The 23,051-nt window shown below is 70.3% G+C and carries 22 protein-coding genes; 8 read left to right on the forward strand and 14 right to left on the reverse strand.

The window, feature by feature from the left end; genetic code table 11:
* Nucleotides 1–190: 190 nt before the first annotated feature.
* Together VGJ14_10240 and VGJ14_10245 are read right to left on the reverse strand one after the other, a co-directional pair.
* Entirely contained in the window at nt 191–883 is a 693-nt protein-coding gene (locus VGJ14_10240; GenBank protein HEY2832793.1) for a histidine phosphatase family protein, read from the reverse strand.
* The gene (locus tag VGJ14_10245) at nt 883–1,878 is read right to left on the reverse strand and encodes a hypothetical protein (GenBank protein HEY2832794.1); all 996 of its coding nucleotides are present in this window, start codon (nt 1,876–1,878) and stop codon (nt 883–885) included. Before VGJ14_10245 ends, VGJ14_10240 begins: the two co-directional genes overlap by 1 nt.
* A gap of 103 nt (nt 1,879–1,981) precedes the next feature.
* Between VGJ14_10245 and VGJ14_10250 the strand changes: the two genes are divergently transcribed.
* Nucleotides 1,982–2,584, forward strand: coding sequence for a TetR/AcrR family transcriptional regulator (locus VGJ14_10250; GenBank protein ID HEY2832795.1), 603 nt, complete (start codon nt 1,982–1,984; stop codon nt 2,582–2,584).
* 3 nt (nt 2,585–2,587) lie between these two features.
* Here the strand turns inward: VGJ14_10250 and VGJ14_10255 are convergent, their stop codons facing one another.
* From VGJ14_10255 to VGJ14_10300, 10 genes are all read right to left on the reverse strand, one after another.
* A complete protein-coding gene (locus tag VGJ14_10255; GenBank protein HEY2832796.1) occupies nt 2,588–3,151 on the reverse strand; it encodes a TetR/AcrR family transcriptional regulator in 564 nt (187 codons plus the stop codon).
* Nucleotides 3,152–3,293: 142 nt separating this feature from the next.
* Nucleotides 3,294–5,987 (reverse strand): NAD-dependent epimerase/dehydratase family protein, encoded by a 2,694-nt coding sequence (locus VGJ14_10260; GenBank protein ID HEY2832797.1) that lies wholly within the window; start codon nt 5,985–5,987, stop codon nt 3,294–3,296.
* Entirely contained in the window at nt 5,984–6,649 is a 666-nt protein-coding gene (locus VGJ14_10265; protein HEY2832798.1) for a nitroreductase family protein, read from the reverse strand. The genes VGJ14_10260 and VGJ14_10265 overlap by 4 nt, the downstream gene beginning before the upstream one ends.
* Nucleotides 6,650–6,679: 30 nt before the next feature.
* Nucleotides 6,680–8,122: an ABC transporter substrate-binding protein gene (locus VGJ14_10270; protein ID HEY2832799.1), complete on the reverse strand. Its 1,443-nt coding sequence runs from the start codon at nt 8,120–8,122 to the stop codon at nt 6,680–6,682.
* Nucleotides 8,119–8,844, reverse strand: coding sequence for an ABC transporter ATP-binding protein (locus VGJ14_10275; GenBank protein HEY2832800.1), 726 nt, complete (start codon nt 8,842–8,844; stop codon nt 8,119–8,121). The genes VGJ14_10270 and VGJ14_10275 overlap by 4 nt, the downstream gene beginning before the upstream one ends.
* Nucleotides 8,837–9,640, reverse strand: a complete 804-nt coding sequence (locus tag VGJ14_10280) for an ATP-binding cassette domain-containing protein (protein HEY2832801.1) — start codon at nt 9,638–9,640, stop codon at nt 8,837–8,839. The genes VGJ14_10275 and VGJ14_10280 overlap by 8 nt, the downstream gene beginning before the upstream one ends.
* Nucleotides 9,637–11,586: an ABC transporter permease gene (locus tag VGJ14_10285; GenBank protein ID HEY2832802.1), complete on the reverse strand. Its 1,950-nt coding sequence runs from the start codon at nt 11,584–11,586 to the stop codon at nt 9,637–9,639. The genes VGJ14_10280 and VGJ14_10285 overlap by 4 nt, the downstream gene beginning before the upstream one ends.
* A complete protein-coding gene (locus VGJ14_10290; GenBank protein ID HEY2832803.1) occupies nt 11,565–11,993 on the reverse strand; it encodes a hypothetical protein in 429 nt (142 codons plus the stop codon). The genes VGJ14_10285 and VGJ14_10290 overlap by 22 nt, the downstream gene beginning before the upstream one ends.
* Complete coding sequence (locus VGJ14_10295) at nt 11,990–12,370, reverse strand: hypothetical protein (protein HEY2832804.1); 381 nt, start codon at nt 12,368–12,370, stop codon at nt 11,990–11,992. Before VGJ14_10295 ends, VGJ14_10290 begins: the two co-directional genes overlap by 4 nt.
* A 5-nt stretch (nt 12,371–12,375) precedes the next feature.
* Nucleotides 12,376–13,614, reverse strand: coding sequence for a hypothetical protein (locus VGJ14_10300; GenBank protein ID HEY2832805.1), 1,239 nt, complete (start codon nt 13,612–13,614; stop codon nt 12,376–12,378).
* 214 nt (nt 13,615–13,828) lie between these two features.
* Here VGJ14_10300 and VGJ14_10305 point away from each other — a divergent pair, with 214 nt between their 5' ends.
* Genes VGJ14_10305 through VGJ14_10315 form a run of 3 tightly spaced genes read left to right on the forward strand, consistent with a single transcriptional unit; the run spans nt 13,829 to nt 17,119 of the window.
* The gene (locus tag VGJ14_10305) at nt 13,829–15,127 is read left to right on the forward strand and encodes a cytochrome P450 (GenBank protein ID HEY2832806.1); all 1,299 of its coding nucleotides are present in this window, start codon (nt 13,829–13,831) and stop codon (nt 15,125–15,127) included.
* A 13-nt stretch (nt 15,128–15,140) separates the two neighbouring features.
* The gene (locus tag VGJ14_10310) at nt 15,141–16,376 is read left to right on the forward strand and encodes an aromatic ring-hydroxylating dioxygenase subunit alpha (GenBank protein ID HEY2832807.1); all 1,236 of its coding nucleotides are present in this window, start codon (nt 15,141–15,143) and stop codon (nt 16,374–16,376) included.
* Nucleotides 16,373–17,119, forward strand: coding sequence for an SDR family oxidoreductase (locus VGJ14_10315; protein HEY2832808.1), 747 nt, complete (start codon nt 16,373–16,375; stop codon nt 17,117–17,119). Before VGJ14_10310 ends, VGJ14_10315 begins: the two co-directional genes overlap by 4 nt.
* 21 nt (nt 17,120–17,140) lie before the next feature.
* On the opposite strand, the gene VGJ14_10320 is transcribed toward VGJ14_10315, so the two are convergent.
* Nucleotides 17,141–18,157 (reverse strand): hypothetical protein, encoded by a 1,017-nt coding sequence (locus tag VGJ14_10320; protein ID HEY2832809.1) that lies wholly within the window; start codon nt 18,155–18,157, stop codon nt 17,141–17,143.
* Nucleotides 18,158–18,210: 53 nt separating this feature from the next.
* Between VGJ14_10320 and VGJ14_10325 the strand changes: the two genes are divergently transcribed.
* The 4 genes from VGJ14_10325 to VGJ14_10340 are packed head-to-tail and all read left to right on the forward strand — an operon-like array spanning nt 18,211 to nt 22,036.
* Nucleotides 18,211–18,669: a nuclear transport factor 2 family protein gene (locus tag VGJ14_10325; protein HEY2832810.1), complete on the forward strand. Its 459-nt coding sequence runs from the start codon at nt 18,211–18,213 to the stop codon at nt 18,667–18,669.
* A complete protein-coding gene (locus VGJ14_10330; GenBank protein HEY2832811.1) occupies nt 18,666–19,562 on the forward strand; it encodes a TIGR03619 family F420-dependent LLM class oxidoreductase in 897 nt (298 codons plus the stop codon). Before VGJ14_10325 ends, VGJ14_10330 begins: the two co-directional genes overlap by 4 nt.
* A complete protein-coding gene (locus VGJ14_10335) occupies nt 19,559–20,647 on the forward strand; it encodes a Gfo/Idh/MocA family oxidoreductase (GenBank protein HEY2832812.1) in 1,089 nt (362 codons plus the stop codon). The genes VGJ14_10330 and VGJ14_10335 overlap by 4 nt, the downstream gene beginning before the upstream one ends.
* A gap of 60 nt (nt 20,648–20,707) precedes the next feature.
* Nucleotides 20,708–22,036, forward strand: coding sequence for a DUF222 domain-containing protein (locus VGJ14_10340; GenBank protein ID HEY2832813.1), 1,329 nt, complete (start codon nt 20,708–20,710; stop codon nt 22,034–22,036).
* 10 nt (nt 22,037–22,046) lie between these two features.
* On the opposite strand, the gene VGJ14_10345 is transcribed toward VGJ14_10340, so the two are convergent.
* Entirely contained in the window at nt 22,047–23,045 is a 999-nt protein-coding gene (locus tag VGJ14_10345) for a thiamine pyrophosphate-dependent dehydrogenase E1 component subunit alpha (protein HEY2832814.1), read from the reverse strand.
* Nucleotides 23,046–23,051 lie beyond the last annotated feature (6 nt).

Consider the following 23,051-nt stretch of genomic DNA (forward strand, 5'->3'; position numbering starts at 1 on the left):
TCGGCGAACAGCACCCGACGGTGCGCGGCCAACAACGCGAACACGCTGCCCGGCTCCACCAGATGCCCCGCCACCGATGCCGCATCCAACTACTCCGGCTGATCCAGCGACCGACCCTGCATGGACCGATCCTCGCCGGCCCAGCCCGCGCCACCTACCGCCGACACGCGCCCATTTGTTCAGCAGGCTCCTAGTAGGTGACCAGGCCGAGGGCCTCGAGGCGGTGGCGGTCGTTCAGGCTCTCCACCACCCGCCGGCCGTCCGGGGAGGCGCGGACCACGCAGACCGAGGCATGCGCCGGAAGGAAGAACATGTCCGCGTCGATGCCGAGGAACTGCGCGAGGTAGGCGTTGATCACCCCGCCGTGACAGACCACGGCGACCGTCTGCCCCGGGTGACGCTCAATCAGGTCTTCCACTGCCGTGGTGGCCCGGGCCCGCAGTTCCTTGCTGGTCTCGCCGAAGGGGTAGACGTCCCAGCGGCGGGTGCGGGCGAACTCGACGTGCGCCGCGACCCAGGCCTCGGCGCCGACGTGGTCCGAAGGCCAGATGTCAGCGGGCATGTCGGCGTAGGCGTCGACCTCCGCAAGGTCGGGACGCACCAGCGGTTCGACCCGGTGGCCGGCGGCGATCGCCTCGGCGGTGGCCCGGGCGCGGAGCATGTGGCTGCAGGCGAGAGCCGCGAGGGACTCCCCCGCCAGGTGCTCGGCCACCGCGGCCGCTTGCCGGCGGCCGGTTGCGGTCAACTCACCGTCCAGCCAGGCCTGCGGCATCACGCCGGCCGGTGTCGACTCCTGCTGGGCATGGCGCACCAACAGCAGCCGGGTGAACTCCGTCCCGTCGCGCAGCAGCGCGGGATCGAGGTCGATGTACGCAGGCGGCATCACCGCTGGACGAAGCCCTCGGATCGGATCCGGTCGGCGAAGCACTCCAGCCACGTCCAGCCGTTGACCAGGGTGCGCTCATCGCCCTGACGGCGCGTCACACCGCCCTGGGCCCGGTACCCGCCCCAGCGTGCCTTGTTGAAGCCACCCATCTGCTGGGTGGGGTCGCCGGTGAAGGTCCAGGCCCCGGCCGGGCCGAGGTCGTAGCTGCCGGTGGCCACGTAATCCTCGGCGTCGAGGGTGAAATCACCGCGGACGTCGGTGCAGATCGCCGTCGCCCGGTCACCCTCGACCACCACCCCGGCGCTCCAGCCCTGCCGCCCGCGCACGATGTGGCCGAACTCCACCGTGCCGTCGTCGAACTTGTTCGCGAATACGTTCCAGGAGATCTGCAGGTCGATGTACCAGCGGTACTCCTTCCACTCCGCGCCGTGCTGGAAGTACAGGTGGTCGAAGAACACCGGGCCCTCGACCGGTTCACCGAGCACCGAGCCGGTGACCCAGTAGGACTGGCTGGCGTAGCCCAGTGGTTCGCTGCGGGCCGGCGCGAAGAACTGCACACCGTGCCCACACCGCGCCCCGGACAGCGCGACGGCCGGCCCCTCGGTCCAGCTGAAATGGTCGTCGGTGATGGTCAGGTCGATCGGCAACTCGGCGGAGTCGTGCAACATCCCCTTGGATTTCCAGTTCCGCCGCAGCGGTTCGAAGTCGCGCACCAGTTCACCCTTGGCGCTGTGGCCGGACTCCGGGGCCAACTCCATCGCCCCGGAGGAGTTGGTCAGGATGTAGTTCCCGCCCGACATCGGGCCGATGAACTTGCGCTCCACGATGTAGGTCTTGCCCGAGGCGGTGGTGAAGCCGCCGTAGACGTACTGCGACTGCAGGGTCATCCCATTGAGTTGCTGCTCGGGCATGATCGCCGAAAGGTCGGGCTCGTAGATCCCCGCGACGTTGCAGAAGTTGTAGTCGCCGACCAGCTGCCGCTTCTCGCCCACTGCGCCACCTCGGGTCACTTACTTTATGTGCTCTCTAGTATTCCAGCATCGCATCGGCGCCGGATCGATGCAAGACTCGGTGTCAAGTAAGTAAGATGTGCGGGTGACCACCCCGACCCGACGACCGGCGCACCGGCCCTCCCGCCGCAGCGCCATCGTCAGCACCGCGCTGGAGCTCATCGCGGAGAGCCAGCCGGACGCGGTCACCATCGCGGATATCGCGGCCGCCGCGAACATGACGCCCGCGGCGATCTACTACCACTACGCCTCCCGCGACGCGATCCTGCTCGAGGGCTTTCAGGGGGTCAGCCAGACCTACCGCGCCGCCATCGACGCGGGGGTGGAGCGAGTCAAGGCCGGGGAATCGATCGGCTGCATCGCCGGGGAAATCATGACCTGGGCGAAGTCCTCCCCCGGCGCGCGCGCCTACGTCCTGTCCGCCTCCGGCCTGTCCTCCGCCGTCGAAGGGGTCCTGCGCCACGACCGCATCCACGCCGTCGAGCAGTTCCGGGTAGCGGTGAAAGCAGCGCGGCCGGGCGTCAAGGCAGCGGAGGCCTCGGTGTTGGCCGTCGCCCTGCTCTCCCTCACCGAGGCAGCGGTCGCCTCGATGTTGACCCTGGACCGGGCCCGCAAGGGCCTGAGCGAGACGCGGTTCCGCCTGGAGGTCGAAGCACTCGCCGAGGGCATCGTCACCCCCGCGAGCTAGCCGTCAGCTGCGCTCCTCCGCGGCCGCCATCATCCGCAGCGAGACCTCCTCGTAGGCCTTGCGCAACGCCGCCGTGGACTGCCCGGCGAGCGGGCCCTCGCCGAGTCGCAGGGAGTGCACGTTGGTGCCCAGGGAGAACAGGCTGCGCATGATCAGCGAGGTGGTGGTCCAGCGCAGCGCGGCGTCGCGCCGGTTGCTCGGCGCCGACGGGACCCGCAGGTAGTCGACCATCCGCTCGATGTGCCGGCGTTCGAAGTCCTGCCGAATGCGCAGCGAGTTCGCGGTCGCCCCGGGCAGCTGGTGGTAGAGCAGCTTCGCCGGCTCCGGGTTGTTCTCCACCCAGTCCCACACCGCCCCGATCACCCGACTGAAGCTGAGTTCGTCACCCTCCGGCCGGGCCTTCTCGACGACCTCGTCCAGCTGGGCGAAGACGTGATCCAGCGCCGCCTCGTAGAGCTCGTCCTTGCCGGCGAAGTGGTAGTAGACCGCAGTGGTCACTACCTCGGCCTCGGCGGCCACATCCTGAATGCTGGTGCCCTGGAAGCCCTCCCGGGCGAACACGGTCACGGCGGAGCGGACGACATGCTCCCGCCGGTTGGGCCGCCGCGTGGGCTGCGCCGATACCGCTGCCAACCGTGCCAATGACCCGGGTCCTCTTCCTCGTGCCCGCACCTGTCCTGCACGCATCCTGCCCGATCCCCCCGTCCGATCACGGGAGGGTGAGCACGACAACCGTGCCCGCCGTACCGTCGACCTCGACCTCCATGCCGTCCACCAGCCGGACCGTCGAATCGGCCGTGTCGCACACCGCGGGGATCCCGAACTCCCGAGCGACCACGGCGGCGTGGGACAACATGCCGCCGATGTCGGTGACGACCGCGGCCGCGTGGCCGAACAGGGGGGTGTATCCGACGTCGGTGACCTGGGTGACGAAGACCTCACCCGGCTCGAGGAGGTCGGCCGTTTCCGGCGTGACGACGCGTACCCGCCCGCGAGCTTTTCCGCTAGCCGCGGCCACGCCGGTGAGGCGATCGCCGACGGCCAGGATGGGCACCTCGGGCTCCGGCTCCCACGGCGCGACGAATGCGATCGGCAGCCGGATCTCGGCCAGCCGTTCGCGTTCCGCCCGCCGGCGGGTAACCGCCGCCCGCGCGTCGCTGCCGGGCGCGAACAGCTCGTCGTAGGTCAGGTAGAAAACATCCGATGCATCGCTCAGCACACCGGCCGCGGTCAGCCGTCGGCCCTGTTCCCGCGCGATGGACCGCATCACGCCGATGACCCGCACCAACGCGTCCCGGTCGCGTTCGCGCTCCCCCGTTGCCCAGCGGGCCAACGCGACCGCGGGCCGCGCCCGGCGCGGGACGGCGACCGCGTCGGCCGGCCGCCGGCGCGTCGCAGCCGGCGCCCTGAGCGCGGCTGCTGCCTTACCCACGGTGCGCAGCACCAGGTCGGGGTCGTCGGCGAACACCGACGAGGCAAGTTCGCACTCGGCCGGCCCGCGGTGGCCGAACGTCCGCAGCGCCTCGGTGACCGCGTTCGCGAAGCGGGGCGAGACGGCCTCGGCCCGACCGAGCAGTCCACTGCCACCCTCGTCGAGCACCGCCAGCACCGCCGGTTCGGCCGCGGCCAGCTCGGCCAGCCGGCGCACCCCGCTCAGGCCCTCGGCACTGGTGAGACCCTCGCCGACGGCCATCACCACGCCGGTCCGGCCCGCCAGCTGTTCGGCGGTATTGGTCCCGGCGCCGGAGAGGATCGCGCCCAGCGCGGCCAACCGCCAGCCATGACACTGCAGGTCGTAACCGAGGTTGAACATCGATTCCAAGGCCGGGTCCGACAGGCCGGCCGGATCATCGGCGAGCCGTTCCAGTCGGGCGACCTGACGCAGCATCTCGTCGATGTCCCGGCGATAACCGGCCAGCACGCCGACCAGCCGCAGGCCCATCGCGCCGCCCGCCTTCGCCTTGCCGCGCCGCGTGGTGACCTTGTCCATCGGCAGGTCGGCGAAGCTCAGCGGCGGTAGCTCCTCCACGTGGCGGCCAAGGTACTGCCGGGCGAAGGAGTCCGCGTCCCAGCCGGGCGAGAGCTCGCCGATGGCGGCACCGGTGGCCACGTTCATGTACACGCGATGGCCCTGGATGCTGAACATTCGGGCATGCGCCTCGGTCCGCGCGACGCCGTGCAGACCGACGAAGTGCACGGCGGCGACGCCGGCCTGCGCGAACGCGGGCGCCACCGCGGTCAACGACAGCGGCGTGGCGGGTCCCGGCAACGCCTCGGAGAAGTTGGTGGCGACGAACGTGGAGAATCGGGGGTCCACGGGACTGTCGAACTCCCCCACCTGATCGGGCTTGGCGCCCGCCTCGAGCGACCCTCCGTCCAACGCCGGGGTGTCCGAGGGAACCCGACCCGGCAGAAACGGCTGCTTCCACGGCACGGTGACCGCCTTGTCGCCGACGCCGAGGACGCCGACGAGTGACAGCCGGGTGTCCTCCAGCGCGTCCGGGCCCGACCACGCGCACTCGAACCCGAACTCCTCGCGTTGCCGCGTGGTGTCCAGCAGCGGCTGGTACAGCACGAAGCGGAAGTCACCGACATTCACCGGGAGCATCTTGCGCTTGTACCCGGCAGCGATGCCCTTTTCCAGCCGGTCCTCGCGTACCCGCACGATGCGTTTGCCGAAGGCGGCGGCGACCTGCTCGACCGAGAGGATCTCCTCCGCGGCGAGGTTGACCGGACCGGCCGGGCCCCGCTCACACGCGACGGCAAAGAAGCGACCGACGTCGTCGGCGTGCACGACCTGCCAGCTGATCTCCCGGCCCTTGGCCACCGCGATAACCGGGCCGGCCAGCAGGTTGCGGACCCGATTGTCGATCCGGCGGCCGACCACGATCGGCGAGCGGATGCTGATGGCATCGACGTCGGCGGCCGCCAGCAGCGCTTCCGCCTCGGCCTTGTGAACGGCGTAGGTCGCCTCGGGATGGGGCGCCAGTGGGGTGCTCTCCCGCAGCCGGCTGCGGTCGTCCGGCTTGGGACCGTAGGCGGTGGTCGAACTGGCAAAGACGACCCGGCGCACGCCGGTGCGCGCCATGGCGGCGAGCACGTTCTCGGTGCCACCGATGTTGATGGCCCGCTCGGCCGGGTCGCCGAACAGCGCCTCGACCGCCCAGGCGCAGTGCGCGACCACGTCGCACCCGTCAAGCGCGCGGGTCAGCGCGTCGAGGTCACGGATGTCCGCGGACACGTAGTGCGCACCGACGCACGGGTTGGCCGGCGGCCGGCGCGACAGCCCGATCACCCGGTGTCCCCGGCGCAGCAGGCGTTCGGTGATCTCGCGTCCGAACACCCCGCTCGCCCCGGTGACCAAAATCGTCCGGGGAGGGTTCTCGACCTCGAGGGTGGTCATCGTTCTCCTTCGCCAACCGGGTCCGGCCACAATGGTTTCTCGCAGGTCCACTCCGGAGCCTCGCCCCAACGCTCGGAGTAAACAACCTCGTGCAGTGCCGGGCGTTGCGCGATCCCCCACCGGCCGGTCGGCCGGCCCAACGGCACCATCGCGGCCATCTCGTACTCGGAGTCCGCGGGCAGGCCGAGCAACGCGTCCACCTGCGCCCGTCGCGACTTCAACAGCGTTGTGACGGTGGCGCCGAGCCCCTCCGCCCGAGCCGCCAGGCAGGCGCTCCACACGGCCGGGAACACCGAGGACTCACCACCGCGGCGACCGAACGCGAACAGCAGCACCGGCACCTCGTGCAGGTGGTCCGCGAGGTGGTTCGCCGAGGCGGAAACCCGTTGCTGGGTGGCATCGGCGGTGCCGCCGCGTACCGCCTGCGCCGCCGTGGCGTAGCGGGTCTCGTAGAGCTCGTCCAGCACCTCTCGGTACAACCCCTGCAGCGCCTTCTTGGTGTCGGCATCGCGCACCACGAGGAAGCGGAACGCGTGCTGATTGCCCGCCGACGGGGCCCGGATCGCGGCATCGAGGATCCGCATCAGGACCTCGTCGGGGATCGGGTCCGGCGCCAGGCGGCGCATCGCGCGCGTGGTGTACAGCGCCTGGTACACGTCCACCGATCCCCTCCTTCCGGTTCCGGGGCCGAACTACAGACAGCTGGGTTTGTCGCCCCGGGGCGCGGTCCACTTGCCGCCGACGATCTGCATCGGGAACGCGCACATCTTGTTCACCTGCGCCGGCGGCTTGCCCGGCACGTAGGTCAGGGGCTGGCTCGTTCCGCCCAGTGTCTCGTTCTTGAAGGTGTAGAGCCCCTTGAGCAACAACGCGGTCGACGGGATCGCGTCGGGCGCGATCGACTGCGCCGCCTTGGCGAAGATGTCCGCCACATTCCAACCCTGCGCGTGCGCAGCAAAGATCTGATCGAGACCCACCGCCTGCAGCAGGACCGAACGGAACCGCTTCTCCTCGGGCAGCGTGGTGTCGATGAACGGGAACTGCTGGCTCGGGATGATCAGCCCGTCCATCGCCGGATTGCTCGGGGAACTGGGGTCGGTCAGCACCGGCGCGGTGACGTAGGTCGGCTTGTAACCCTGGCGCGAGCAGTCCCGGGCGATCCGCTTGACCGAGTTGATGTCGATGCGCAGGAACAGCACCTGGGCACCGGCGTTGCGCGCCTGCAGGCAGTTGGCGGTGAAATCCGGTGCGGTCAGCGACGCCCGGCCCGCGAACACCGGCGTGAACCCCGCCTTCGCGGAGAAGCCCGCGAACGTGGTCGCGTAGTCGCTGCACTGCTGCACCTCCTGACAGGAGATGAAACCCACCTTGTGGCCCGCGCCGAGCAGATCGCGGGCGGCGGCGAACTCGGTGCCGTTCAGCGCGATCCCGGACGCACCGAAGCCGAAGATCATCGGGCTGGTGGGCGCCAGCAGGTTCGAGTCGTCACCGTCCAGGATCGGGATGCCTTTGGACTCGACGTAGTCCACGGCGGCCTGCGACAACGAAGCCGCGTGGGTGTTCCCGACGAAGCCGATCACCTTGTCCTGCTCGACCATCCGACGTAACTGGGCCAGGTAGATCGCGGGGTCACCACCGTCATCGGCGACGATCAGCTTGATCGGGTGATCGTTGATCCCACCCCGGCTGTTCAGGTCGGTGAGGTTCGCCTGGATCGCGGTGAGCAGGGGCCGGAAGGACGTCCCGTAGAGGCCGGTGATACTGCCGACGAAACCGACGGTGATCGGCAGGTGGTTGGCCGGCGCCCGGGCGACTGGGCCACGACCCGCGGCCGGCACGGCTCGGCCACTGCCGGATGACGCGGCCGGCTTGGCCTTGACGAGCGGGGCCGCCGGGTCGGTGACCACGGTCGCGGTCGCCGCGGCCGCGCCCGGGGTGGCGGTAACCGCACCCGGGTTCGGCGCGCCGGTGTCGATGACCACCGGCGCCGCATCGCTCGCGCCGGTGACGCCGGCCGAGACCGGCACACCCTGCTGGGCGGCCACGATCTCTCCGCGGCTCAGACTGCTGGCGCAGCCGCCGAGCAGAACGAGCCCGCAGAGGATCACCGATGTCCGGCGGGTCAGGCGGTTCATCGCGGTGCTCCTTCGGTGGACGCTGCGGCGCGGACCGGCTCCAGACCCGCGTAGGACTGGAAGATCCGCTCCTCGTCGAGCTCGTGCGGCTCACCGACGAAGCCGACGCGGCCACGGGAGAGCAGCACGACGTAGTCGGCCAACGCCAGTGCCCGCCCGACGTACTGCTCGACCAGCAGCAGCGCGGCCCCCCGGGCGCGCAGGGCGGCGAGGAAGGCGAAGACCTCGTCGACGACGACCGGGGCCAGACCCATCGAGACCTCGTCGAGCAGGATCAGCCGCGGGGACTGCAGGTAGGCCCGGGCCAGCGCGAGCATCTGTTGCTCGCCGCCACTCATCGAGCCGGCGCGTTGGTTCATCCGGCGGCCCAAGGTCGGGAACGCCCGTACCGCCAGATCCAGCTCGGCGGCGCGGTTACCCACGAACAGCGCCAGGTTCTCCCGCACGGTGAGCCCGGGGAAGACCGCGCGGCCCTCCGGCACGGTACAGACCCCGTGCCGGACCAGGTCATGCGGATGACGACCCGTCACATCCGTGCCGTCCACGAGCACCTTGCCGCGCATCGGCCGCAGCGTGCCCGCCGCGACCCGCAGCAATGTGGTCTTGCCCGCGCCGTTCGGCCCGAGCAGCGCCACCGTGCTGCCGTCGGGCACCACGAGGTCGACGTCGCTGAGTACCGGCGCACCCGTGTACCCGGCGGTGACGTTGCGCAGCTCAAGCATGGGCCGCCTCCTCGACGGTCCCGAGGTAGGCCTGGCGGACCCGGTCGTCGCGGAGCACGGCCTCGGTCGGTCCGTCGCACAGGTGCACGCCGAAGTCCAGTACGTACAGATACGCGCAGATCTCCCGAACCAGGGTCATGTCGTGCTCGACGACCAGCACCGAAGCACCGGAGTCGGCCACGATGTCGCGCACGATCCGGGCGAACACCTCGGTCTCCGTGGGGTCCAGGCCCGAGGACGGTTCGTCGAGCAACAGCACCGGCGAGCGGCCGCACACGGCGCGCGCGAGTTCGACCAGCCGCCGCTGACCGGTGGAGAGCGAACCGACCCGGCGAGCGGCGAGATCGGAAATGCCGCACAGCTCCAGCGCCTCGCGCACCCGGGCTGCCTGCGCCCTGCGGGCCCCGCGCGGGGCGAGGAAACATTTCCATGGCCGCCCGCCGGCCTGGCGCGCCTCAACGGCGAGTCCGACGTTCTGCGCGACCGGGAGCGAGTCGCACAACGCGAAGCGTTGGAACGTTCGCCCCAGGCCGTGCCGCGCGCGGTGCGCGGGCGACCAGGAGCTGACGTCGACCCCGAGCAATTCCACCCGGCCGGCGGCCGGATGCACCGTGCCGGCGCAGGCGTTCAGCGTGGTGGTCTTACCGGCCCCGTTGGGCCCGATCAGGCCGACGATCTCCCGCGCGCGCACCTCCAGGTCCAAGGCGTCCACCGCGCGGGTACCGCCGAACTGGACCGTCAGCCCGCGGGTGGCCAGCACCCGCTGCTCGGGTCGTGCCTCGACCGGCGTGTTCACCCGCGCACCCCCGCGTGCGTCGGGCGCGCCGGGCGCGCGAGCTGACGGGGCGGCAGGAATTCTCGGCGCCGCAGCCGTGAGGCCACCCGGCCGCGGTCCCAGCCCCGGTTCAGGTCGAACTGACGGTCCGACAGCAGGCTCGCGGCGATGGCGGCCGCCCCGAAGATCGCGGTGTACCAGCCCGGGTCCAAATGGATCTGCGTGGGCATGACCGCCAGGGCATACGCCGCGGCCGCGGCGCGGATCACCGTGGCCCGCGAGCCGAACAGGGCGAGCACGGCGACCCAGGTCAGGCCGACGGTGTATCCGTAACCGCGGCTGCTGGCCTGCAGGGTCACCCCGGAGGCGAGCGCCCCACCGATCGAGGCGAGGAAACCCGCGATGCAGAACACGGCCGTGCGGATCGTCGTGGTGTCCCCACCGTTGGCCGCCACCGCGTCGGCGGACTCCGCGTTCGCCTGCAAGAGGCGACCCAGCCGAGCCCGCTGGATGCCGAAGACCAGCACCGCGGCCAGGGCAGCCAGGGACACGCAGAGGTAGTAGTAGCCGCGGTCGGTGGCCAGATCGAGTCCGAACAGCGAGATCTTCGGCCGCGCCACGGCGCGGAAGCCGCCACCGAACATCGCCTGCGTCGGGTACACCAGCTGCTGGAGCAGCACGGCGAACGCGAAGGTCGCCAGCGCCAGATAGAGCCCGGAAAGGCGCAGCGTGGGCAGCGCCACCGCCACCGCGACCGGCACCGCGATCAAACCGGTGGCCAGCAACGCCGCACCCCACGGCAGCCCGGCGTCGAGGAACTTACTCATCGCCGCGGCGCCGATGGCGGCGAAGGCCGCATGTGCCAGCGAGACCTGACCCGAGGTCCACACCATCAGCCCGAGGCCGAGGAAGACCACCACCAAGCTCGCCGCGGTGGTCCACACCGACAGGGATGTGTCCACGAAGGCCGGCACCACCAGGGCCACCACGGCCAGGGCGAGGACCGCCTCCCGGTGCAGCCGCGGCGTGACCGCCCGCCCGCCGGCGGTCCGGCTGCTGCTGGGGACGTCGAAGAACTTCCGCGCCGGGGTCACCACGAGCAACGCGAACAGCACCAGGAACGGCGCGACGTCGGGGATCCCTGCCCAGAACGGCGAGTTCGGCAGGTGCTCGCCGATGAACCTGGCGGACAGCGTCGAGGCCACCCCGATCGCGATACCGCCGGCAAACGTTGCACCGATCGAACCGAACCGACCCACCGCGGCCGCGCCGAATGCCTGGACCACGAGCAGCGCCAGCACGACGGTGTCCAGGCCGAGGCTGGGCGCCAGCAGCAAACCGGTGGCGCAGGCGAACACCGAGCTGATCACCCAGGCAGCACGACGGACCGAGGTCGGGTTGTCGCCCTCGTAGGAGAGCAACTGCGGGTTGTCGACGACTGCGCGCATGCGCAGCCCGGTCTTGGTGAAACGGAAGAGCGCGAGCAGGCCCAGTACCCCGGCGACCGCGATGCCGAAGCCGATCAGCTGCTCGTAGGAGACGAAGGTGCCGACGATCTTGACGGTGCCCTGCGGCAGGAATGCATTGAGCGGGATCGTGGCCGGCCCGTAGTGGACGGCGGCGAGGCCCTGCACGACGAGCAGCAGGCCGACCGTGGCGACGATCCGGTAAACGGCCCGGACCCCGTGCAGACCCGCGGCCATCCGCTCCAGCACCAGACCGATGGCGGGCGCGAAGACGGCGAGCACGAGCAGCGCGGCCAGCGGCCAGGACAGCCCGCGGATCTCCTTGAGCTCGTAAAAGACGTAGGCGCCGGCCGCGGCGATCGCTCCGTGCGCGAAGTTGAACAGCCCACTGGTGCGGAAGGAGAGCACCAGGCCGACGGCAGCCAGTCCGAGCAAGGACCCGGCGACGACGCCGGAAACGACGAAGGGCAGGTAGTCGTTCACGGTCGGCACCAGCCGCACGGCTCGAGCCCGGTGCGCGCCGGGTTCGACAGCACCTCGGCGGGCTTGCCGATCACCAATCGACAGGCCGGCCGGTGGTACAGCTGCCCACCCGGCAGGGCGACCCGGCGGTGGTCGGCGTCGAGTCGGGTGGCGCGGGCCGGCTGCCGGGAGCGCCGCAGCGCCCGCTGGCGCAGGCCGATCCGCGAGCGGGAGATCAACAGCAGGCGCGCGTTGCCGAACGCGGCGAGGACCAGCCCGATCGCGGACAGGTTCATCCACGGTGTGCCGTCCTTCAGCGTCGGCTCGTGGGCGGCGCCGTGCCAGCCGAGGAACAGCAGGATCGCGGCCAGCGCGTTGGCGGCCAGGGTGAGGCGCAGGGCGCCCGGCGTCCACGGCCGGGTGGCGCCCGCCGTCGTCCTGCTCATCGCGCGGCGGCCCGGGCCGCTGCGTCATCCGACCGGAGCACGACGGTGTCCGGCGCACCGAGGTCTGCCACGTCGGCGTCGGGCCGGCCGAGCCGGTGCTCGGTCGGCGCGGGGGACTCGCCGCGGTGGTCGTCGGAGGTGGTGGTGAGCTCGTCGAGCTTGTGCCACTCATCGCGCAGGTCGGCGGAGAGCCACAGGGTGGCGCCCAGGCCGAGAAGGAACAGCGAACCGACACCGGCCGACATCAGCAGCGGCAGCTGCTCGGCCGGGTAGGGGGTGCGACTGATCCGCACATAGCCGACCACCAGCATCACGACGCCGGCCAGCGTCAGTCCCAGCGCCAGTGCCCGGTCCCAGTGGGCCCGCAGTGCGTCCATGCGCGTCACGACGGTCGGACTCCTCGGAGGCGAAGCAGTTGGCCCAGCAACAGGACGCCGAGACCGGCTACGACGAAGGGCCAGAACAGAGCCGGATTGAGATCGGCCGATCGGGCGGACAGCGCCGCAGGGCTGACCCGGACGGTCGGGACGATGGCGCGGGTGGCGGCGGTCGGCCAGGTGGTGGTGGTGGCGACCCCCGGCAGCACGCCGGGTGTTGCCGCGGCGTCCGTGGGAGGCAGCGCGCCGGTGCCCGTCGGCCCGGCGGTATCCACGGTCGGGCCCACCCGCGGCGGCGGTGCCGCGTCAATCGTCGCGGGCGAGCCGGAGCTGTTCAGCGAGACGTAGCTTCGCCCCAGCGTCAGGCTCTGCGTGGTCAGGCCGAACGGTGCGCCGGCCGGCGGCTGGTAGCGCGAGGTGATCTCCAGGCCCGCGGCGAGCACGGAGTCATCGGTGATGATCGGCTGGAGGTAACGCAAGCCGATCCCCTGCTGTGACAACGCCTTGGCGATCGGACTGTCGTCCGGCAGTGGGGACTTCTGCCCGGCCAGGCTCAGTCCGTCGGGCCCGAAGGTCAGCGGAACGCCGGCCACGGAGAGCCCGGTCACCACGAGCTGCGAGGTGGGTTGGTGGTCCTTGCCGTCAGAAATCATCTGGGCCACCGACTGCACGACGCCGATCTCGACCTCAGCGACGGAGATCCCCGTGGCAAGCGTGGTCGCCCGGGCGGTGATCGAGCGGCCGTCGGTGCTGGTCTCGGCCAGCGAGGAGGCATGGGCGAGCACGACCCCGGCCTGGTGGACGGTGTCCCCGCCCGCGCTGGCCGCGCTGCGGTCCGCGTCGCTGTCGGCCTCGAGTGAGTAGGGCCCGACCTCCTGGGATGACTTCGGGGTCGCCGGGGCGCGGGAGACGGCGAAGTAGGGGTAGTCCGGAAGCGCCGATAATTGCGGGGCGAGCCCGCGCGCGGTGCTCGGCATGGCGGTGATCTGCTCGCCGGGATTGCTCGCCGCCGCGATCGCGGTGCTGTTGCCGATCGCGTCGAGCAGGGCCCGGGCGCTGGGACTGCCGCCGTCGAAGATCGTCTCCGAGACCGGGGCGTCCTTGACCACGTAGGTCTCGTGGGCCACCTCCGCGGCGGCGGTGGCAGTGAAGCTGAGCGCGGCGTGGGCAGCGGGAGCGCGGACGAACGGCGCCGCACCGATCAAAACCGGCACGGCGACGATGCCGATGATCCGCAGTCTCACCACGACTCCGAAACGGGGGACGTTGTTTGGCGTTCGCTCGACTACTTACTGGAGATGAAGACCAGCTAAGTCGATGGCCGGACAATACCCCCGGAACACCCCCCGTACAAGACCCCATAACTCGGTTCCGTGACAAGTAAGTCGGCGGCTTTCGCGGTTCTGGCCCGGTGTCTTTCTTGACATCAGGTCTAGTTTGCCGTCACGCTTCCGAGCCATGGCTGACACGGCGTCGGACCCCGACTTCGAAGACGCTGCGGAGCGCTACCTGGCGGCCGACGCAGCCGCTGTCGCCGACCCGTTCCCGATGTTCGCCCGGCTCCGGGAGAAGTCGCCGGTGCACTACGTCGAGGCGGCCGGTGTCTGGCTGGTCACCCGGTACTCCGATATCTGCACGGTGGCGCGCAACCCCGTGGTGTTCTCCTCTCGCCAGGCGACCGGCCCGCACGGGCAGCAACGCCGCCGGGCACTGGAGGCCATGGCCGCCGAGTCCGAGAAGCTGCGCACCGCGCTCGCCGCCGGTGCCTTCCGGGATCGCGAACCCGTGCTGCTGCGCTGCGACCCACCGCGGCACACGGCGCAGCGCAAGCTGGTCAACAAGGCGTTCTCACCGAGCCGGGTCCGGCAGATCGAGGGCACCGTCGCCGCCATCTGCACCCGCCTGATCGACGCGGTCATCGACACCGGGCGGATGGAGTTGGTCGCCAACCTTGCGGTCCCGCTACCCATCACGGTGATCGCGGGCGCCCTGGGTGTGGCCGACGGCGATGTGCCGACGTTCAAACGGTGGTCCGACGCGCTCGCGGCGAGCATCGGTAACGACGCGCTCAACCGCGACCAGGTGCTGGCCCAGATCCGCTGCCAGTCCGAGTTCGCCGCCTACTTCATCGACACCATCGAGAACCGGCGGCGTACCCCGCAGGACGACCTGATCTCCGACCTGGTGCACGCCAACGTCGATGGCGAGTCGCTGAGCCAGGACGAACTGCTGACCATGTTTGCCCAGTTCCTCATCGCGGGGAACGAGACGACGACGACGCACATCACGGCCACCGTCCAACTGCTGCTCGACCAGCCGCTGCTGCTGGCGCGCTGCCGCGCGGACCTGAGTCTGCTGCCGAAGCTGGTCGAGGAGTCACTGCGGGTCGAGTCCCCGATCGCCGGCCTGTACCGCACCGCGCTGGTCGACACCGAGGTCGGTGGCGTCGCCGTTCCGGCCGGCGCGCACCTGTTGCTCTGCTACGGCTCGGGCAACCGCGACCCCGATCAGTTCGCCGACCCCGACTGCGTCGATCTGCAGCGGGACGGCGAAGGCGCACACCTCGCCTTCGGTCAGGGCCCGCATTTCTGCCTGGGCAGTGCGCTGTCCCGGGCCGAGAGCCGCATCGCGCTCAACGCGCTGCTGACCCGGATGACCAACCTGCGCCGCGACCCGGACGCTCCCCCGCCGCAACGGGTACCCAGCTACATCCTGCGCGGGGTCCGCCGCCTCGACCTGCTCTTCGACCCGGCCTGACCGAGGAGACGCCATGGCACCCACCGTGGACGCCCGGAGCGCGACACCGACCTATCGGGGCGCGGTCGGTCCGGGCGATCCGGCGTGGAACGACGCTCTCGCCGCGATGCGTCGCCTCGCCGTGCACCACCGGGCGAAGACCACCGACCAGGCCGAGGCCATCTGGCGCGAACCGGCCGACAAGTACCGCGACCCGCAGCTGTGGCAACGGGAGATGGCCGCGGTTCACCACCAGGTTCCGCTTCCGCTCGCGCTGTCCTGCGAGCTGACCGAACCCGGCGCGTACAAGGCGATGGATGTCGCCGGCACCCCGGTCCTGATCACCCGCGGCGCCGACGGCGCGGTGCACGCGATGCTCAACGTCTGCCGGCACCGGGGCTCGGCGGTGGTGGAGAACGGGGCGGGTGTCGCGAACGCGTTCAGCTGCCCGTACCACGCGTGGACCTACGACACCGCGGGCTGCCTGCGCAGCGTCTACGGCGAGAGCACCTTCGGCGCCATCGACCGATCCGACCGGGGACTGTTGAGCCTGCCGGCGGAGGAACGCGCGGGGGTGGTGTTCGTCGGGTTGACCCGGGATCGCCCCCTCGAGGTGGACCACTGGCTGGGCGACGCGCTACCGGTGCTCGAGGGCCTCGGCCTGGCGGGCTGCCACCTGCACTCCTCGATGCGCCAACTGGACGGCCCGAACTGGAAGATCGTCCTCGACGGATACCTGGAGAACTATCACTTCGGGCCGCTGCACACGCAGACCGTGTTCAAGCGCAACCTGTCCAACATCGCCGCGATCGATATCTGGGGCCCGCACATTCGCAACTCCTTCGCCCTGCGGCCGATCGCACAGGCGATCACTCGGGTCGAATCCGAGTGGGATCCCACGCAGTGCGTCGGGCTGATCATGTTCGTCTTCCCCGGCCTGGCCATCGCCGGCGGGCTGCGCAACCAGGTGTCGGTTTCGCTGGTCCTGCCGGGCACCACGGTGGACACCTCGGTGACCTATCAGTCGCTGCTACTGCGCAATCCGCCGGCGGATGAGGTCGAGGCCAAGGAGGCCGACCACACCAGCGACTGGTTCTACGACGTGGTCCGCGAGGAGGACTACGCCACCTGTTACGGCATCCAGCGCGGCCTGGAGGCGTTGGCCGGCACCGACCTGCTGTTCGGCCGCAACGAACCCGGCGTGCAACACCTGCACCGCACCATCGACCGGCTCGCGGCCGGTGCCCCGGTCAGCGAGGTGGCCCGGTGAGCCCGGTCCTGCTGGTCACCGGCGCAGCCTCCGGAATCGGCCGGGCGACCCTCGACCTGGCGGTCGAGCGCGGCGCGTCCGTGGTCGCGGTCGATCTGGCCGGCCTGGAGGATCTCGCCGGGCACGACAACGTCACGCCGGTCCAGGGTGACGCTTGCGACGCCGACATCATGGGCCGGGCGGTGGCCGAGGCGGAGAAACGCTTCGGCGCCCTGCACGGGCTGGTGCTCAACGCCGGGGTCACCGGATCCGGTCCGGTGGACACCGTCGGGATCGACGTGCTGCGCCGACTGCTCGAGGTGAACACCGTCGCGCTGGCCACCGGTCTGCAAGCGGCGGTGCCCGCCCTGCGCCGGTCCGGCGGTGGCTCGGTCGTGGTCACCTCCTCGGTGTCCGGCCTGGGCGGCGAACCGAACCACCTGGCCTACGGCACGGCCAAGGCGGCCGCGATCAACCTCGCCCGGTGCGCCGCGATCGACCTGGCGCGCGACCGGATCCGGGTCAACACCGTGTGTCCGGGCCCGATCCACACCCCGATGACGAATCCGCTGCGGGAGCGCAGCCCGGAACGCTACGAGGAGCTGCGCCGCACCATCCCGCTCGGGCGGTGGGGCGAGGCCCACGAGGTCGCCGAGGTCATCTGCTTCCTGCTGTCCCCGGCGGCCGGCTTCCTCACCGGCGTCACCCTGCCGGTCGACGGCGGCGTCATGGCCCGCACGCCGCAGTTCCTGCCGCCGACGTGATCAGCAGTGACTGACGATACGTCAGTGGATGGTGTCGAGGGCGAGGCCCGCGTCGCGGATGCGGTGGTCGAAGGACTCCAGCCAGGTCACCCCGGACACCAGCTCGCGGTCGTCACCCAAACGCCGGGTGATGCCGAACTGCGCGTGGTAGCCGTTCCATCGGGAGGCGGAGAACTCTGCCATGTTGTTCTCGTCCTCGCCGCGGAATTCGTAGGTGTGCCCGCCGACGTCGTACTGCGCGTGCCGGATGAACCCGCCGTCGTTGAGCACATAGCGGCCGTCGACCTCGCTGCTACCGGCGGTCAACCGGTGGTCATCGACCACCATCGCGGCGTTGAAGCCGTCCTTGCCGACGACGATTTTCCCGTACTCGATCGAGCCGTCGGCATAGACGTTGCCGAAGATGTTCCAGGAGAGCTGGATGTCGGTGAACATCTTGGTCTCCTTCCACTCCGTGCCCGCCTTGAGGTGCACGCGGTCGAAGTAAACGAGCCCGGTGGTCGGCCGGCCGAGTACCTCGCCCTGCACCCAGTACGGGATCGAGGTGAAGAACAGCGGCTCCTCGATGGAGGCGGCGTAGAACTGCACGCCGAGCGTCCGGATCTCACCCTCGAGGTGGCACAGGTCGCCCTGGTCCCAGACGAACTTGTCGCCGTCGAGTTCCAGCAGGTACGGCAGGTCACCCTCGCGGCGGGCGGCGGCGGGCAGTCGCAGCATCACCGGGTCGGACCACTTCCGGTATTTGTCCTCCTTGGTGCGCCGAACCTCGCCGCGGTAGCTGCGGGTGGTCTCCGGCTGGATGTTCATCCCACCACGGCCGTCGGTTTGCATCACGAAGGTGCCGGTCGAGACCGACCCGACGAACTTCTGCTCCAGGCAGGTGATGGTGCCATCCTCGGCGGTGAAGAATCCGTAGACGTACTCGATCTGTTGCTCCAGACCGAAGTGCACCGCGTCGGGCCGCATGGTCGACAGGTCGTTGACGAAACCGCTCACGACCGTGCGGTATTCGAAGTCGCCATAGGTGTAGTGGTCCATGTATAAATAGTTTGCCGCTTGACTATTCATCGGGCAAGACCAGGGGAGCAACGATGCTCAGCCAGGACCTCGAGGCCCGCATCGCCCGCCTGGAGGCGATCGAGGAGATCCGCCGGCTGAAGGCGCGTTACTTCCGCTGCGTGGACACCCGCAACTGGGCCGAGTTCGCCGACCTGTTCACCCTCGATTGCGCCTTTGAGTTCGCCGAGTCCACCTCCGGCGCCAAAGGTCGGCACGAATTTCTGGCGGCGGCCGCCAAGCACTTCGTGTCCGGCATCTCCGTGCACCACGGCCACGAACCCGAGATCGAGATTCTCGACGAGGATCGGGCCACCGGCATCTGGCCGATGTTCGACCTGGTGGAGTCCCCGGCGGACTCCGGTTACGTGAACCACACCGGCTGGGGCCACTACACCGAGGAGTACCGCCGCGAGCCCGACGGGAAGTGGCGCATCTCCCGGTCCTGCCTGAGCCGCATCAAGCGCGTGGAACTGCCGAAGGAACAGTTGTGATCACCCTCGGCCTGACGCTGCCTCAGTTGGGCCCGGTGGTGGACACCGCGCTGCTGCGCGACTTTGCCCAACAGGCCGAGGGCATGGGCTTCGACCACCTCTGGGTGCAGGACCACTTCCTCTACGCCGTGCAACAGCAGGGCGAGTACGGCGGCAGCGCTGCCGCGCAACCCGCGGTGTACCAGTCGGTGTGGGCACCCACCGAGGTGTTGGCCGCAGTGGCCGGGTGGACGCACACTGTGCGGCTGGGCACCAGCGTGCTGGTCGGCGGCAACCACTGGCCCGCGCCGCTGGCCGCGCGGCTGGCCACCGTCGACCGGCTGGCCGAGGGCCGACTGGACGTGGTCGGGCTGTCGGTGGGCTGGTCGGTGGAGGAGCACGTGGCGGCCGGCGTCGACCCGCACACCCGGGGCCGGCGGATGGACGAGTTCGTGCCGGCGCTGGCGGCCTGTTGGGGACCGGACCCGGTGCGCTTCGACGGAGAATTCGTCTCCGTCCCGGAGTCGTTGATCAACCCCAAGCCGGTGTCCACCCCGCGGCTGATGTCCGGCATGTGGTCGGCGGCCGGCCTGGCCCGCACCGCCGCACTGTTCGACCTGTGGAACCCCGGCTCGTTGCCCATCGAGACCGTCAGTCAAATGTTGGCCACCATCAACGCGCAACGCCCGGCCGGCCGGGACCCGGTCGACGTGATCTACCGGGTAGCCGTGGAGTCCACCGCGGGCAAGCGAATGAGCGTCGTGGAGATCGCCGAGCGCACCCGCGAGGTGGGCGAAGCCGACTGGGAGGGCGTCATCATCGAAACGAATTTCTGTGCCGAGATCGACAAGCCTGCGGTCTGGCTGGACCTGCTGACCGGGCTCGCCCCGGTGCTCGAGGCGGCCCGGTCGTGACGCTGGGGGTCGGCCTGATCGGGCTGTCCGCGGAACGTGGCTGGGCCGCCGCCGCGCACGTGCCGGCGCTGTGGGCCGTGCCCGGCGTGGAACTCGTCGCGTGCAGCGCGAGCAGTCTCGACAACGCGCGCCTCGCGGCGGCCAAGCACGGCGTACCGGTCGCCTGCGCGGACGCCGCGTCCCTCGCCGCACACCCCGACGTCGACCTGGTCGTGGTGACCGTGAAGGTGCCACACCACGCCGAGTTGGTCGCGCACGCCACCGCCGCCGGCAAGCGGGTGCTCTGCGAGTGGCCGTTGGGCAATGGCACCGCGCAGGCCGAGGCCATGGCGCGCGCAGCGGCCGACGGCCCGGGGGCCTGGGTCGGCCTGCAAGCCCGGGCCTGCCCGACCCTGCATCTGCTGGCCGACCTGATCGGCGCCGGGGAGATCGGGGAGGTGCTGTCCACCACGCTGGTCTCGGCGGGCGAGCAGTGGGGCCGCACCGTCCCGGCCGGCAACGAGTACCTGCTCGACCCGGCCAACGGCGCGACCATGATGACCATCCCGTTCGGGCACGCCATCGACGCGTTGACGCACATCCTCGGCGAGTTCACCGAGCTCTCCGCGACCACCGCCACCCGCCGCCCTGTGGTCACCGCGGCAAACGGTGCGACGTTGTCGATGACGGCCGCCGACCAGATCGCGGTCACCGGAACATTGGAGAACGGGGCGGTGGCCGCCATCCACGTGCGGGGCGGGCGTACCGCCGGGTTGCGGTTCCACTGGGAGATCACCGGCAGCGAGGGCGAACTCGTGGTGGTCGGCAAGCACGGGCATCTGCAGTTCGGCCTGGTCGAGTTGTTCCGCTCCACCGGCGGCGGGCCGCTGGAGTCCGTTTGGGTGCCGCCCGAGTACGAACTCGCCGCCGGTGACCCGGCGTCACTTTCCTACACGGTCGCCCAGGCCTACGCCGGGCTCCTCAAGGACATCGCCGACGATGGGCACCGCACGCCGACGTTTGCCGACGCGGTGCAGCGCCACCGCATGCTCGACGCGGTGACGCGTGCCGCCGCCACCGGCACCCGCCAGCGCATCGACGGCTGAACCTCCCTCGCGATGTGAACTTTTCTTGTTTTATAGCGATATCTCTGCAATACTGAACATATGTTCGAGTCCACCGCATCGTCGATCTCCGATGAGGAATTCGCGTACTTGTGGTCGCTGCGCTCGGACGAGGACATTGCCGCCGCCGAGCGCGACGACCCGGGTCCGGGGTGGGCCGAGCCGGACCCGTTGGATCTGATCGCACGCGAGGAACGCAACCAAGCCATCGCGTTGGGCCACCAGATGCGGGCCATGGCCGCGCACATCGACCGGGTGATGGCCACCGCCCCGCCCTGGCATCAGCAGGACGCGTTCAAATCCGCCCATGCCGAGATCGCGTCGCGCCTGGGCCTGTGCGCGTCCGGGCAGGATCGGCGCATCGGTGAGGCAGACGCGTTGGCCGGCCGGTTGCCCGCCACCCTCGATGCGCTGTGTGCGGGGAAGCTGACCTACCGCAAGATGCTGGTGATCCTGGAGGAGACCGTCAACATCGGCGACCGCGCGATCCGCAGGCAGGTCGAGGCCGAGACCTTGGCCGTCGCCGAGGGGTTCAACCCGGCCCGGCTGCGCGAGAAAATCCGGCGCACCATCGAACGCCTCGACGCCCAAGCGCTCAAGCAGCGCGTGGCGGAGGCACCCAAGGCGCGTTGCGTCAGCCTGCGCCGCGAGCCCGATGGCATGGCCACCATCAACGCGTTCCTGCCCATCGACAAAGCCCTGGCCGCCTTCGGGGTCATCGACACCCTCGCCCACACCTGCACCGGTCCCGGCGAGGAGCGCACCACTGATCAGTTACGCGCCGACGTGTTCGTCGACCTGATCTGCAACCCCGGCGACCAACCCTCCCGGATCAGCTACGAGATGCAGGTCGTGGCCACCGCCGACCTACTGCTGGGCCGCGACGGTGCCGAACCCGCCCGGATGGCCGACGGCTCCCCCATCCCCGACGACCTCGCGCTGGCCATCGCCACCGACGCCCGCTGGCGTCTACTGCTCACCGACCCGCTGACCCGCCACCTTCTCGACGTCGGCGCCAACACCTACCAACCACGCACGAAACTGGCCCGGTTCCTGCGCCTACGCGACCGACGCTGCCGCCGGCCCGGCTGCGGCCAACCCGCCCGCCGCTGCGACATCGACCACCAGATCAAATTCCGCTACGACGGACTGACCATCGCCATCAACACCGCCAACCTGTGCCGGCGCCACCACCAGGTCAAGGACATGCCCGGCTGGTCAGCCATCCAAGACCCCCACACCGCAGCGATCACCTTCACCACCCCACACGGTGACCGCTACACCACCCGACCACCCACCATCGACGGAGACACCCACCCCGTCGTCACCGTCCTTGCCGGCGCAGCCCGCAACGACGAAGTGCCCTTCTGACCCACAGAGGTCAGCGGCTATAGGTGGGCACCGCCGATCGGTCGGCGAACACGTGGGCGTAGAGGTCGTCCTCGCTCGGTGACGCACTTGCGAAGCCGAAGTCGAAGGCGTCGGTCACCGCCGCCTCGACGTCGGCCTCGATCGCGGCCAATCGCGCCTCGTCCAGCACGTCTTCGGCCAGCAGCCATCCCCGGAAGGTCGGGGCGGGATCGCGGGCCATCGCGGCGGCAAGTTCGTCGGCCGGCATGTAGGAGGCGTCGGCGGTGCCGGAGTGCCCGGTCAACCGGTACGTCCGGCACTCCACGAACGTCGGGCCCTCCCCGGCCCGGGCGCGTTGCAGCGCGCCGTCCAGCACTCGCCAGGTGGCGATCGGGTCGAAGCCGTCCACCGTCTCGGCATGCATGTTGTAGGAGGCGGCGCGAGCAGCCAGGTCGGTGTTCGCCGCGTACTCGGCCAGCGGGGTGTGCTCGCCCCAGCCGTTGTTCTGACACACCACCACCAACGGCAGTTGCCACAAGGCGGCCATGTTCATCGCCTCGTGGAACGCGCCGATGGAGGTGGCCCCGTCGCCATGGGTCGTCACCACCGCGCGGCCCGCACCCTCCAGTTGCGCGGCCATCGCCACACCCACCGCGATCGGCAGGCCGGCGCCGACAATGCCGGTGGAGGTGACGAAACCGGCCTGCTGGTCGTGCAGGTGCATGGGGCCGCCCAGGCCTCCCGAGGTGCCGTCCACCCGACCCAGCAACTCGGCGATGATCGCCCGCAACGAGGCGCCCTTGGCCAGCGCGTCACCCAGGTTGCGGTAGGTCGACACCAACTTGTCGGTCGGCTGCACCGCAGCACCGAGCGCCGCACACACGCCCTCCAGCCCACGCACCGGGTAGAACGCGGCCTGCATGCGTCCGGCGGTGACCTCGGCCCGGGCCCGTTCCCCGGCCGCGGTGGTCAGCAGCATGAGCCGGTACATCTGCTCCAGCGCGGCCGGTTCGGGACGGGTCTCGGTCATGGCAGA

It is taken from the genome of Sporichthyaceae bacterium (assembly GCA_036493475.1).
Classification (GTDB): Bacteria; Actinomycetota; Actinomycetes; order Sporichthyales; family Sporichthyaceae; genus DASQPJ01.

Excerpts from the sequence above, each read along its gene's own strand:
- VGJ14_10240 (HEY2832793.1), bottom strand. The coding sequence starts at position 883 with ATGCCGCCTGCGTACATCGACCTCGATCCCGCGCTGCTGCGCGACGGG.
- VGJ14_10260 (HEY2832797.1), bottom strand. The coding sequence starts at position 5,987 with ATGACCACCCTCGAGGTCGAGAACCCTCCCCGGACGATTTTGGTCACC.
- VGJ14_10270 (HEY2832799.1), bottom strand. The coding sequence starts at position 8,122 with ATGAACCGCCTGACCCGCCGGACATCGGTGATCCTCTGCGGGCTCGTT.
- VGJ14_10275 (HEY2832800.1), bottom strand. The coding sequence starts at position 8,844 with ATGCTTGAGCTGCGCAACGTCACCGCCGGGTACACGGGTGCGCCGGTA.
- VGJ14_10290 (HEY2832803.1), bottom strand. The coding sequence starts at position 11,993 with ATGAGCAGGACGACGGCGGGCGCCACCCGGCCGTGGACGCCGGGCGCC.
- VGJ14_10295 (HEY2832804.1), bottom strand. The coding sequence starts at position 12,370 with ATGGACGCACTGCGGGCCCACTGGGACCGGGCACTGGCGCTGGGACTG.
- VGJ14_10305 (HEY2832806.1), top strand. The coding sequence starts at position 13,829 with ATGGCTGACACGGCGTCGGACCCCGACTTCGAAGACGCTGCGGAGCGC.
- VGJ14_10310 (HEY2832807.1), top strand. The coding sequence starts at position 15,141 with ATGGCACCCACCGTGGACGCCCGGAGCGCGACACCGACCTATCGGGGC.
- VGJ14_10320 (HEY2832809.1), bottom strand. The coding sequence starts at position 18,157 with ATGGACCACTACACCTATGGCGACTTCGAATACCGCACGGTCGTGAGC.
- VGJ14_10325 (HEY2832810.1), top strand. The coding sequence starts at position 18,211 with ATGCTCAGCCAGGACCTCGAGGCCCGCATCGCCCGCCTGGAGGCGATC.
- VGJ14_10340 (HEY2832813.1), top strand. The coding sequence starts at position 20,708 with ATGTTCGAGTCCACCGCATCGTCGATCTCCGATGAGGAATTCGCGTAC.
- VGJ14_10345 (HEY2832814.1), bottom strand. The coding sequence starts at position 23,045 with ATGACCGAGACCCGTCCCGAACCGGCCGCGCTGGAGCAGATGTACCGG.